We start from the raw sequence: 12699 nt of genomic DNA on the forward strand, positions 1-12699 counted from the left end.
ATGAAGATTATGAAAACTAAAATGACATTACTTATAGCCTTTTTATTTTTAGGTCTAACATCAAGTTTCGCTCAAGATAATGAAGCGTGTAACAATAACTTATCTTTATTTACAGAGGCGGTAAAAGCTAAAAATTGTAAAGAGGCATATCCATATTATCAAAAAGCAATACAGGATTGCCCAAAGTATAACCAATCTGCCATATATAAATATGGAGAAGATATGTTTGAGTGTTTTATTGATGCTGCAACTGGAGAACAAAAAAAGAAGTACATCAATGAACTTGTTGGTTTGTGGGAATTAAGAATGGTAAACTATGCCAGTAAATCTCCTAGAGGAAAATACGCTTCAAAGATTGCTGAGTTAAGATACGACAACAGAGCGCTTTTAGGTTTAACAGATGAACAAATCTATAACGAATTTGACGCCATATACAAATCTGATTTAAAGAACTTTAGCAGTCCTAAAGGATTATATGTGTACTTTAAAATGATGGTGAACCTTTATGATGCAAAAAAGAAAACACCACAAGAATTGTTTGATAAATATGATGATGTTGTAGAAAAATTAGAGACTGAAGTTCGTGAGAATTCGGCCGATTTGAATAAAATTGTTGTTAAAGAAGAGGCTGGAACACCATTGACTAAAAGGGATGGACAGTACAAAAGATTTTACGAGCAAACCTTATCTGCTTTAGATAAGATTGCTGGTAGTGTAGATTCTGAATTAGGAGATAGAGCCAATTGTGAAAATTTAATTCCTTTGTATAAAAAAGATTACGAGGCGAACAAGAACAATGCACAGTGGTTACAAAGAGCCATGAATAATCTGTATGCTAAAGAGTGCAAGGAAGATCCAATGTTTGTAAAAATTGTTAAGCAGAAGTATTCTTTAGAGCCTAATGCAGATACCGCCCGTTATTTATATGTAATCACTGGTGAGCAAAAATATTTAGACGAAACCTTTAGATTAGAAACAAACCCGATTAAAAAAGCGGTGTTGTATTACAAACAAGGGAATGATTATAAGGCTAAAGGGAATTATAGTCAAGCTAGGAATTATTACATGAAGTCGGTGGAACTAAACCCATCTAATAGAAAGCCTTACTTACAAATTGCGAGCATGTATGCTAACAGTGCTAAAGATTGTGGATCTGACGCTTTTAGTCAAAGAGCGGTATATTGGTTAGCTGCTCAAGAAGCAGATAAAGGAGGTAGTAGTTCTGCGGCAACTTCTTATAGAGGATATGCGCCATCAAAAGTTGATATTTTTGATAAAAATATGAATGGGAAAGTAATAAAAATAGGATGTTGGATTCAAAGAAGTGTAACAGTGCCTAACTAATGATAATTAATAAACAATATATATTCAAAAACGGAGTCATAGCATTAGCTATGACTCTGTTTTTTTCCTGTAAAAACAACTTTAAAGAGGTTAATAATATAGGGGTTTCGGAAAATGAACCGCAAGGTGTTGGTATTGATATTAACGCAAAACGGACAGACTCTGGTCGCGTAGTGGCTAATTTAATGACCCCAAAGATGTTGGATTTTGAAAATCGGAAGTTCGGGTATTCAGAATGTCCAGGAGGGTATTATTTTAGACATCTTTGACGCGAAAAATCAAAAAACTAGGGTCATTGCAGACTATGCCATAATTTATAGCGAAACAGATCTAGTAGATTTACAAGGTAACGTTGTTGTAGCTTCATTTGCGCAGGATTCTTTATTTGCTGAGCAATTGTACTTTGATCAAAACAAACAATGGTTATTCACCAATTTGCCCGTAACTTATAAGTCTAAAGACTATTTAACTAAAGGCAGTGGTTTTGATTCAGATCGAGACTTTAAAAAAGCCGAAGTGCTCGAAGTTAGTGGCCTTTTTGCAGTAGAAGAAGAATAGGGGACAGTAGTTTTAACTTCTATATTTTTTTTATATATCTTTACAAAACAAATCATTTTACATGTTAAAATATTTAAAAATCTTTCAATACGTCTATCTAATAGCAGGTGTGTTTTTTTTATACGATGCGGTAGTAACATGGAATAGCGACAGAAATCATGCGTACCTGTCTCTGTTCCTATGCATATTAGCCGCTTTTATGTTTTTCTTTAGAAGGCGTTTTCATAATAAATATGAAGACAAAAATAAAAAACAATAGATGTCTACGTCGATAGTTATTGTAATTATTATAGTATCGTTACTACTCTCTGCTTTCTTTTCAGGTATGGAAATAGCTTATGTTTCTGCCAATAAAATTCACATTGAAATAGAAAAGAAACAAGGTGATTTTTTAGCTAAAATTTTATCAAGACTCACGGCGAAACCATCTAAATTTATTGCTACTATGCTTATTGGTAACAATATAGCTTTGGTTATTTATGGTTTTTTTATGGGTGATTTACTCATAAAATGGTTTCAAACGCTTGTCATTCGTTTTAGTTTTCTAGAGGTGTTATTAAACGATTTTAGTTTACTCTCACAAACGATTATCTCTACACTTGTAATTTTATTTACTGCTGAATTTTTACCTAAAGTATTCTTTCAAATCTACAGTAATACGTTTATAAAAATATTTGCTTTTCCAGCCTACGTGTTTTACTTGTTATTCCGGTATATTTCTTGGTTTGTACTTTGGATTTCAGACTTCGTACTCAAACGGTTTTTTAAAACCGAAGGCGATCAGGTACAACTGGCATTCACTAAAGTCGAGTTAGGGAATTATATTAGTGAACAAATGGAATCTGTAGAATCACATGATGATATTGATACAGAAATTCAAATCTTTCAGAATGCACTGGAGTTTGCCGAGGTAAAAGCCGGAGAAGTGATGATTCCGCGTACAGAGATTGTGGCATTAGAGCTAAATGACTCGGTAGCCAACTTGAGTGCCTTATTTACGGAAACCGGAATGTCAAAAATATTGATTTACAAAGAAACCATTGATGATATTGTGGGTTATGCACATGCTTTCGAATTGTTTAAAACACCAAAAACGATTAAATCGATGTTATTGCCTGTAGAATTTGTTCCGAAACCATGCTTGCGAATGATATTTTGAATGCCCTTATTAAAAAGCGTAAAAGTATTGCCGTGGTATTGGATGAGTATGGCGGAACCTCAGGAATTATGACGGTGGAAGATATTGTTGAAGAACTCTTTGGTGAAATTCATGATGAACATGATACTGTAGTATTAATAGAAGAGAAAATTGACGAGGACAGTTATACGTTTTCAGCAAGACTTGAGGTAGATTACATCAATGAAACCTATAAGTTGAATTTGCGAGAAGGTGAGAACTACGAAACTTTAGGCGGCATGATTGTCGACTTTACTGAAGAAATACCTCAGCAAAATGATATTGTGATGATGGAGAAATTTCAATTCAGAATCTTAGAGGTTTCAAATACTAAAATAGATCTGGTTGCTCTCAAAATAAAAACAGACGATTAACCACGATACTGTTAGTTTATCCTGTGTTTTAAATAAAAACCTTACACAATTTTAAATAATTATAATTAATGCGATTTTCTGCTTTTTTTATTAAACAGAAAATGGTATTTTCGCCCACTATATTACCTAAAATCAATACTAAAAATGGCAATTTTAAATAAAATTAGAGAAAAAACAGTCGTACTTATTTTAGTAATCGCATTAGCATTATTTGCGTTTATATTATCAGGGCTTTTAGATAACAAAGATGTTTTGTTCTCTAAGTCACCAAACACAGTAGTGACTGTTAATGGTAAAGATATTTCTCGAGAGCAATTTATGGCTCAGGTGGAAGCAAGACAAAACCCAAACGCTACACAGTCTCAAATCATGAATCAAGTATTTGATACCGAAGTTAGAAAAGCGGTTATGGAAGCGCAATATGAAAAATTAGGATTGAAAGTAGGTAGAGAGCAAATGCGTGATTTATTAAAAGAGCGCTATGCAAACAGTCCTCAGTTTTTAAATGCAGATGGCGTATACGATGAGTCTTTAATGAATCAATACATTGCCGATTTAAAAAAATCATCTCCACAATTTTACCAAAGATGGATTGAAGGAGAAAAAGAAATAGCGGCGATTGCTTTACAGCAAAACTATATCAATATGATCAAAGGCGCTACAACAGCTACTTTGGCAGAAGGTGAATTAGAATATAAGTTAGAGAATGATAAAGTAGATATCAAATTTGTTCAAATACCTTTTTCTTCTATTCCGAGACAGTACTGTATCAGTGTCTAAATCTGAAATAAAAGATTATATCACAAAAAACAAAACAAAATACGAAGTTGAAGCGTCAAGAAACTTTCAATATGTAAAGTTTGAAGAACTGGCATCAATAAAAGATGAAGACGAGATTCAGGATGCTTTAATAGCATTGGTTAAAGGTCGTGAAGTTTATAACGAGACGACTAAAGAAACAGAAAGAGCGCCTGGTTTCGCTAATGTGTCTATTGAAAAAGCAGAAGAATTTGTGAATGCAAATTCTGATGCGGAAGTTAAATTTCAGGACAAATTTGTTTATGCTTCTAGTTTTCCTAAAAATATTCAAGACAGTATTTTAAAATTAAATGTGGGGGATGTATATGGGCCGTACAGAGATGGGCAAACGTATAAACTCACAAAGCTTTTAGCTAAAAGAGAATTAGCAGATTCTATTAAATCTAGCCATATTATTATTCCTTTTGCAGGAACACAAACGGCAACGCCAGATTTGACACGAACAAAAGCGGAGGCTGAGAAAATGGCAGATAGTATTTTAACGTTAGTAAAAAACGATAAAGTCAAATATGCTGAAGTGGCTAATGAAATTAATACAGACGGAACAAAAGGAGAAGATGGAAGCATTGGATGGATACGCTTAACGGACTATAATCCGGCAGCGTTTGATCCGGATTTTGCTAATTTCTTATTCTTTAATGAAACGGGGGCTGTTGATGTTGTTTTAACAAAATTTGGTTTTCATATTATTAGAATTGATGAAAAGAAAAATGTAGATACAGCTTATAAAGTAGCAACAATTGAAAGAAAAATTGAACCGTCAATAGAAACGGAAGACGCTATTTTTAGAGATGCATCTAATTTTGAAGTATCTGTTGGAGATAAAGATTTTCAAGAGGTGGCTAAGGCTAAAAACCTAAAAGTAAATCCTGTAAATACGGTTAAAGTTTTAGATGAAAACATCCCAGGAGCAGGAGCGCAAAGAAGCCTTGTACGTTGGACATTTGAAGACGGTACAAAGGTTGGCGATATTAAACGTTTTAAAACGACAGACGGTTATATTGTGGTGCAGTTAACAAAGAAGAATGAAGCGGGTTTAATGAATATTGAAGATGCTTCTGTAACGGCATTACCAAAAATCAGAAAAGAGAAAAAAGCTGAAATGATTAAAGATAGAATTAAGGCAAAAACCTTAACAGATTTAGCTGCTGCTGAAAAGCAAACAGTGAAATCTGCTTTAGCGATTAATATGAAGAATCCAACAGTTGCTGGAGCAGGATTAGAACCAATTGTAGTCGGTACAGCATTCGGATTAAAAGAAGGGCAAACCTCAGGGTTAGTGACAGGTAACAAAGGTGTTTATATGGTGCAGTTAACGAAATTGACGCCTGCTTCAAAATTGGAAAACTACCAATCATTCTCCAATCAAGTCTCTACCCAAAAGTCTATGGCTATAAATACCAGATTGTATAATGCTTTGAAAGAAGCAGCAGAAATTGAAGATAATAGAGCAAACACAGTGCAATAACTAATGTCTTATAGGTACTGCTTATAGCATACTATAAATTAAAAAGGCCTCGCACTGCGAGGCCTTTTTAATTATAGGTCGTATTGATTTTATTCTAAAATGATATCCTGAAAAGCCATAATCGTGTGATAGCCTTTACTTTTAAAATAAGAATGAACCTCTTTTTTGTGCCCCGTAGCTAAAATAAAATCCCCGCCCCAACCACCCGGACTCTTAATGGCATGCTGGTAATCATTAAAAAGACGTTGTTTTACTGGTGTTTGATTAGTGACTGTTCCAATTAATGTTTCATGTGCTTCGATGAGTGTTTCAAAGGTGTTCAGGGTGGCACAATCTAAAATGTCCTGGGTAATTTCATTTATTTTTAGAATGGTTTCTTTACTGTTTGTTTTGTTTTCCTGATAGGTTTTTATAGACTCACGACTGTCCTGCTTTTGATTTAAATGAATAAAAAACAAGTCGTTTTTAAAAGCTTTATTAAAGATAATAGGCTGTAGTTTTGGTTTGGTATGCTGTCTCTCATAAACAATGGGAGAATGCTGTTGTGCACAGGCAATGTCGTAACCACTACCTCCAAACGTGGCGTTCGACAACGCAAAGGCATCTACTTGAGCCCATTGGGCAATATTGTTGATTAGAGTCGATGAGGAGCCTAATCCCCAATTGCTTGGGAATTCTAACTTTGAGGTCACGTTATATCCTGTTTTGGTAGATAAAAAAGTAGGCTTCAAATGTTGAGCCGCTTGTAATAATTCTATCAACCGGCTAGATACGGAACGGTCGTAGTGGGGCATTTGTGACTGGATAGTCTGTTCATCCACAAGTACAAATTCATCTTCAAACCAAACTGCATCTTGATCATCTAAACTTTGCCATTTAATTTTGGGTTCGTCTAGAACTTCTACGGTTAACATTTGTCCAAATTTTGTAGGCAAGGCCAAAGCTTTTGCACCATCTAAAACTACATATTCTCCTGTAAGTAGTAATTTTCCATGACTGTAAAACCGTTGCATTAGCGTCTTAGTTTTTCAATTTCAGAAACCACAGCACTATGCGTTACCGTATTTGTCTTGAAATGATTAACAATAACCTCTTTTTCATTTTTTGTAGCTTCAAACTGATTTAAAATGTTCATTAGGTGCATTTTCATATGTCCTTCTTGAATCCCCGTTGTGGTTAAGGAGCGTAAGGCGGCAAAATTTTGAGCCAAACCGGCCACTGCAACAATTTGCATGAGTTCTTTTGCAGAGGGTTTCCCTAAAATATCTAAAGCAATTTTAACTAAAGGGTGCAAATTGGTTAAACCGCCAACGGTTCCAAGGGCCAAGGGAATTTCTATCCGGAATGTAAAGACGCCGTTTTCAATCTTGGCATGGGTCAAGCTGGTGTATTTTCCGTTTCTAGAAGCGTAGGCATGTACTCCGGCTTCAATAGCTCTAAAGTCATTCCCCGTTGCTAAAACAACGGCATCGATACCATTCATAATGCCTTTATTATGAGTCACAGCTCTGTAGGGCTCAACTTCGGCAATAGAAACGGCTTGCACAAATTTTTTGGCAAAGGTTTCTGCGGCTATATTTTTGTCTTTTAAGTCTTCAATTTTACAAGACACTTCGGCTCTAACCGGACAATCTGGTACATAGTTAGAGAGAATGCTCATTATTATTTCTATAGGAGAATCAAGCGCTTTTTCAGCCTCCGCTTTAAAGGTTTTTGCAAATTGCTCTAAGCAGGAGTTTATAAAATTGGCCCCCATGGCATCCAGTGTTTCAAAAGTGGCATGAAGCTGATAATAGCCCTTTATGTCTTTGGTTTTATTACGCAATTCAATGTCTAAAATACCACCACCTCGTTTTTCCATGTTTTTAGTCATGGGTTTTGTGTCGGCAATTAATTGAGGTTTTACAGCGTTGAAGAACTGGTTCAAAGTCTCGAAATCACCAGTATATATAAAATGTACTTGCCCTATTTTAGTGGTGGAAATAACCTCTGTTTTGAATCCGCCACGAGTCATCCAAAACTTTGCCGCTTTACTGGCGGCAGCCACTACAGAACTCTCTTCAATAGCCATTGGGATCGCATAGGTCTTCCCATTGATTAAAAAGTTTGGGGCTACCCCAAATGGTAAGTAATAATTAGAAATTGTATTTTCTATAAACTCATCATGAAGTTGCTGAAGTTTTAGGTCTTCATTAAAATATTGTGATATGGTTTCTTTGGCTATACTTGAATTTGAAAGGTAATTGGTGACTATCCAATCTATTTTTTCAGATTTTGTAAGCTTAGAAAAACCAGAAATTGATCTACTCATTCCTTGTATATTAAGTGTGCAAAGATACTATTCTCAAAATCATATTTCGAAGTATGAAACTCAGATTACTTATTTAAGTGTTAATAAATAGGGTTTTTTGCTTATTTTTTAGTAAACTTGGCATTCTTTTAAGATAAAAATATTCTAAATGCAATTTTATAAATATTTACTACTTTTCTGCTTTTTAGCAACCTCTTTATCCTCAGCACAAAACAAATCCATAACATTAGAAGACCTGCTGGAAAGATGGAACTTTTAGAACCGAAAGTCTAGATGCTTTGCATTCAATGAACAACGGAAAACAATACTCTGTATTGAATGCGGATCGGGAGAATGGCATGACAACCATAGATGTTTATGATTATAAAACACTTGAGAAAGTAAAAACACTGGTAAACTCATCGGCTATAGAAGCTTTAGATTACTTTACAGATTACACCTTTAGTGCAGATGAAAACCAAGTGCTTTTAGCCACAGAGGTCACACCCATTTTTAGACGCTCTACTTTAGCGAAATACTACGTGTGTCATGTGAAGTCTCAGAAATTAACTGTGGTATCAGAAGATAAGATACAAGAACCCACGTTTTCACCTAACGGCACAATGGTCGCTTATGGTTTAAATAACAACCTATTCGTGAAAGATCTGGTTTCAGGTAAAACGAGTCAGATTACTTTTGATGGTGTAAAAAATAAAATCATTAATGGTATTACCGATTGGGTTTATGAAGAAGAGTTTGGTTTTGTTCGTGCTTTCGAATGGAATGCCACAGGCGATAAAATCGCTTTTATTCGCTTTGATGAAACCAATGTGCCGAAATTTTCAATGGATGTATATGGTAATGATTTATACCAAACTCAAACGGTTTTTAAATATCCAAAAGCAGGGGAAGCCAATGCTATAGTATCGCTTCATGTTCACGATTTAAAGGCAAACACCACTGAAGCCATTACACTTGATAAAACCTACGACGATTTTTATATTCCAAGAATTAAATGGACCAATGCGCCAGATATGTTAAGTGCACATTACATGAATCGCCATCAAAATGAACTAGACCTATGGATCATAGACACGAAAGAGGATACGGCGTATTTAGTAATTGAAGAAAAGGATAAAGCTTATATTGACGTGACTGATAATTTAACTTTTTTAAAAGATAAAAGTTTTATTTGGACCAGCGAAAAGGATGGGTATAACCACATCTACCATTATACTAAAAAAGGAAAACTCATTAATCAAGTGACTAAAGGGAATTGGGAAGTGACCAACTACTATGGCTATGATGAGAAGACAGATAGAATTTACTATCAATCTGTAGAAAAGGGCTCAATAAATCGCGATGTTTATGCTATAAAACTAGATGGTACCAACAAGCAAAGGTTGTCTCAATCTCAAGGCACCAATAATGCCGACTTTAGTGCCGATTTTACATATTATATAAATACGTATTCTAGTGCATCAAGCCCACCACGTTATACTCTTAATGATGCGTTAAATGGCGATGTAATAAAAACCATTAAAGATAATGAGGAGGTGGCACAAATACTTTCAGAATATGTGACGTCGCCAAAAGAATTTTCTACTATTGAGGTCAATGGTAACGCTTTGAATATGTGGCTAATTAAACCTGCTCATTTTGATGCCAGCAAAACCTATCCTTTATTCATGTATCAATATTCGGGACCAGGGTCACAGCAGGTAGCTAATAAATGGCATACGACAAATGATTACTGGTACCAAATGCTAGCCCAAAAAGGGTATATAGTCGCGTGTGTCGATGGGAGAGGTACGGGATTAAAAGGCGCTGATTTCAAGAAGGTCACTCAAAAAGAATTAGGAAAATTTGAATTGGAAGATCAAATAGAAGCGGCTAAACAACTCGGGCAACGGGACTATATCGATCAACAACGTATAGGGATATGGGGATGGAGTTATGGTGGTTTTATGAGTAGTAATGCTCTGTTTAAAGGGAATGCTATCTTTAAAATGGCCATTGCTGTCGCACCAGTAACCAGTTGGAGGTTTTACGATTCAATTTATACAGAACGTTACATGACCACGCCACAGGAAAACGCAAGTGGTTATGATGATAACTCACCCATTAACCATGTCGATAAATTAAAAGGGGATTTTCTGTTAATCCATGGTACTGGTGATGATAACGTGCATGTGCAAAACACGATGCGTATGGTGGAAGCTTTAATTCAAGCCGATAAGCAATTTGAATGGATGATTTATCCAGATAAAAATCATGGTATTTACGGCGGGAATACACGTTTGCACTTATACAAAAAAATGACAAATTTTATAGACCGCACATTGGGTGATAAAATAGGCATCACAAACGAAAAAATCGAAGCAGTAAAAGTTAAAGGATAATAAATTACTAACTAATATAATTATATATGGAATTTAAATTTGGAGGTTCGGAAACTAATCAAAGAACCGTGCTAGGACATCCATCCGGGTTGTTTGTCTTGTTCTTTACAGAAATGTGGGAGCGTTTTTCTTATTATGGAATGCGAGCATTGTTAGTGCTATTTCTGACGAAATCCATACTTGAAGGTGGATGGGCATGGGATAGAGCAGATGCATTAGTTTTATATGGATGGTATACTGGTTTGGTGTATTTAACTCCAATCATAGGAGGATTTATAGCGGACAGATTTTTAGGCTATAGAAGATCTGTCGTTTTAGGAGCATTTATAATGACATTAGGTCATGCATCCATGGCTTTAGAAGGGATGACTTCTATGTTTTTCTATGTTGGTTTACTTTGTCTAATTGTAGGTAATGGGTTGTTTAAACCAAATATTTCTTCAATGGTAGGTCAGCTATATAAAGGTCAGGGTAAAGAGAAAGACGCTGGTTACACTATTTTTTATATGGGTATTAATGCTGGAGCATTTTTAGGTATATTATTATGTGGATATATAGGAGAAAAAATTGGATGGCACTACGGATTTGGTTTAGCTGGAATTTTTATGTTTTTGGGTATGCTACAATTTTATTTTGCTCAAAAAATATTTGGAAGAATTGGATTATCTCCCAATCAAACAGAAGATTTTGACGATGCTATCGAAAACAGTATTGATGAAGTAGGTGATAATATAGAAGATGTTTTAGAAAAAGCAGAAAAGTCTCATGTTGTTAGAGACAGAATGACTGTTATAGGAATATTTGCCTTGTTCACTGTATTCTTCTGGTGGGCATTCGAACAGGCAGGAGGTTCAATGACTATTTTTGCTGCAGATTATACAGATAGAGCTCTAGAAGGAAGTGCAGCAACTACATTTAAAGTTGTAAACACTGTAATAACGATAGTGCCTATGTTGGTTATTTCATGGGTTTTAGCTATGCTTTTTAAGCAGACGTTTAGTAAATATTCATTCTCAAATATCTGGTTAGGCTTAAGTTTTGTTATCATATGGGGTATAGTAATTTGGATGCTTAATAGAGAATTTCAAGCAGATACAACTGAGGTTCCAGCATCTTGGTTTTCGGTCTTAAATTCGTTATTTATAATATTGTTTGCGCCAGTGTTCTCTAAGATTTGGGAAAGTAAATTCAATCCTTCAGGACCAGTCAAATTTGCAATAGGGTTGTTATTAGTTGGACTAGGATTTGGTATTTTGGCTTTTGGAGCTACGGCAATACCTGATGGTGCTAAAACAGCATCTGTTAGTTTAATGTTTTTGGTTGGAGCTTACTTGCTACATACACTTGGTGAACTTTGTGTTTCTCCTGTGGGTTTAAGTTATGTGAGTAAACTGGCACCTGCAAAACTGGTAGGGATGATGTTTGGTATTTGGTTCGTTTCTAACTTTTTAGCAAACCTACTGGGAGGTATAACAGGGAGTTATATGGATCCAATTATGGAAGAACACGGTTTGTCTAATTTCTTTTTAATATTCACAATCATTCCAATTGTAGCAGCCTTAGTTATGTTTTTGCTTAATGGAAAGATTAAGAAAATGATGCATGGGATACAGTAGTGTACTTATAAGTTTTAACAAAACGCCTCCTAGAGGCGTTTTGTATTTTTGTAACTTTGGAACACTATTTGCAATTAGGTTAAAAAAATAACATAGAAATGAAAAAATATATTGTTTTGGCATTAATTGGTTTTTTTGCAACAGCAACATTGGTTGCACAGGAAATCAATTGGGTGACATTAGAAGAAGCTGTTGCGCTTCAAAAGAAAAATCCTAAAAAAATAATGATGGACATGTACACCGTTTGGTGCGGTCCTTGTAAAATGTTAGATCGAAATACCTTCAATAATAAAGATGTAGCAGCTTATGTAAACAAACACTATTATGCTGTAAAATTCAATGCAGAAGGCAACGATATCGTAAAATTTAAAGACAAGACGTTTACAAATCCTAATTATAACCCTGCGAAAGCTAAAACTAGAAATTCGGGACATGAATTGTCGCGGTTTTTTAGTGTTCGGGCCTATCCAACATTAGTATTTTTAGATGAGAACGCAGACTTTATAGCGCCAATTTCTGGTATAAAAAGCCACAACAATTAGAGTTGTATTTAAAAATGTTTAAGAAGGATGAACATTTAACCATGGATACTCAAGCTAAATTTAGTGCGTATTCCCAAAACTTCAAAGCAGAATTTACAGAGTAATCAAC

8 protein-coding genes and 3 pseudogenes are annotated in these 12699 nt (G+C 35.0%); 9 read left to right on the top strand and 2 right to left on the bottom strand.

Annotated elements, in window-relative coordinates; translation table 11 throughout:
- The first annotated feature begins 9 nt into the window (after positions 1 to 9).
- The 6 genes and pseudogenes from N7U66_RS15450 (at position 10) to N7U66_RS15475 (ending at position 5740) form a co-directional block, all read left to right on the top strand.
- Positions 10 to 1344, top strand: coding sequence for a tetratricopeptide repeat protein (locus N7U66_RS15450; protein WP_267676035.1), 1335 nt, complete (start codon positions 10 to 12; stop codon positions 1342 to 1344).
- Entirely contained in the window at positions 1344 to 1613 is a 270-nt protein-coding gene (locus N7U66_RS15455) for a hypothetical protein (RefSeq protein WP_267676036.1), read from the top strand. Before N7U66_RS15450 ends, N7U66_RS15455 begins: the two co-directional genes overlap by 1 nt.
- Complete coding sequence (lptC, locus tag N7U66_RS15460) at positions 1552 to 1902, top strand: LPS export ABC transporter periplasmic protein LptC (RefSeq protein ID WP_267676037.1); 351 nt, start codon at positions 1552 to 1554, stop codon at positions 1900 to 1902. The genes N7U66_RS15455 and lptC overlap by 62 nt, the downstream gene beginning before the upstream one ends.
- 259 nt (positions 1903 to 2161) lie before the next feature.
- A pseudogene (locus N7U66_RS15465) lies at positions 2162 to 3453 on the top strand (hemolysin family protein).
- Positions 3454 to 3597: 144 nt separating this feature from the next.
- On the top strand, positions 3598 to 4233 hold the full coding sequence (locus N7U66_RS15470) for a SurA N-terminal domain-containing protein (RefSeq protein ID WP_267676038.1): 636 nt from the start codon (positions 3598 to 3600) through the stop codon (positions 4231 to 4233).
- A complete protein-coding gene (locus N7U66_RS15475; protein ID WP_267676039.1) occupies positions 4226 to 5740 on the top strand; it encodes a peptidylprolyl isomerase in 1515 nt (504 codons plus the stop codon). The genes N7U66_RS15470 and N7U66_RS15475 overlap by 8 nt, the downstream gene beginning before the upstream one ends.
- 89 nt (positions 5741 to 5829) lie before the next feature.
- Here N7U66_RS15475 and N7U66_RS15480 read toward each other — a convergent pair whose 3' ends face one another.
- Positions 5830 to 6753: a GYDIA family GHMP kinase gene (locus N7U66_RS15480; protein ID WP_267676040.1), complete on the bottom strand. Its 924-nt coding sequence runs from the start codon at positions 6751 to 6753 to the stop codon at positions 5830 to 5832.
- Positions 6753 to 8051 carry a hydroxymethylglutaryl-CoA reductase, degradative gene (locus tag N7U66_RS15485; protein WP_267676041.1) on the bottom strand — a complete coding sequence of 433 codons (1299 nt, stop codon included), beginning with the start codon at positions 8049 to 8051 and terminating at the stop codon, positions 6753 to 6755. The genes N7U66_RS15480 and N7U66_RS15485 overlap by 1 nt, the downstream gene beginning before the upstream one ends.
- Before the next feature lie 148 nt (positions 8052 to 8199).
- On the opposite strand from N7U66_RS15485, the pseudogene N7U66_RS15490 reads away from it, so the two are divergent.
- The 3 genes and pseudogenes from N7U66_RS15490 to N7U66_RS15500 all read left to right on the top strand — a co-directional run bounded on the left by N7U66_RS15490 (position 8200) and on the right by N7U66_RS15500 (position 12694).
- Positions 8200 to 10432 (top strand): annotated as a pseudogene (locus N7U66_RS15490) (S9 family peptidase).
- A gap of 26 nt (positions 10433 to 10458) precedes the next feature.
- A complete protein-coding gene (locus N7U66_RS15495) occupies positions 10459 to 12048 on the top strand; it encodes a peptide MFS transporter (protein ID WP_267676042.1) in 1590 nt (529 codons plus the stop codon).
- Between the two features lie 98 nt (positions 12049 to 12146).
- A pseudogene (locus N7U66_RS15500) lies at positions 12147 to 12694 on the top strand (thioredoxin family protein).
- The last annotated feature ends 5 nt before the right edge of the window (positions 12695 to 12699 follow it).

It is taken from the genome of Lacinutrix neustonica (assembly GCF_026625145.1).
GTDB lineage: Bacteria > Bacteroidota > Bacteroidia > Flavobacteriales > Flavobacteriaceae > Lacinutrix > Lacinutrix neustonica.

Bases quoted from the DNA above. Each gene is read 5' to 3' on its own strand.
- N7U66_RS15450 (WP_267676035.1), top strand. From the start codon at position 10: ATGAAAACTAAAATGACATTACTTATAGCCTTTTTATTTTTAGGTCTA.
- N7U66_RS15455 (WP_267676036.1), top strand. From the start codon at position 1,344: ATGATAATTAATAAACAATATATATTCAAAAACGGAGTCATAGCATTA.
- N7U66_RS15470 (WP_267676038.1), top strand. From the start codon at position 3,598: ATGGCAATTTTAAATAAAATTAGAGAAAAAACAGTCGTACTTATTTTA.
- N7U66_RS15480 (WP_267676040.1), bottom strand. From the start codon at position 6,753: ATGCAACGGTTTTACAGTCATGGAAAATTACTACTTACAGGAGAATAT.
- N7U66_RS15485 (WP_267676041.1), bottom strand. From the start codon at position 8,051: ATGAGTAGATCAATTTCTGGTTTTTCTAAGCTTACAAAATCTGAAAAA.
- N7U66_RS15495 (WP_267676042.1), top strand. From the start codon at position 10,459: ATGGAATTTAAATTTGGAGGTTCGGAAACTAATCAAAGAACCGTGCTA.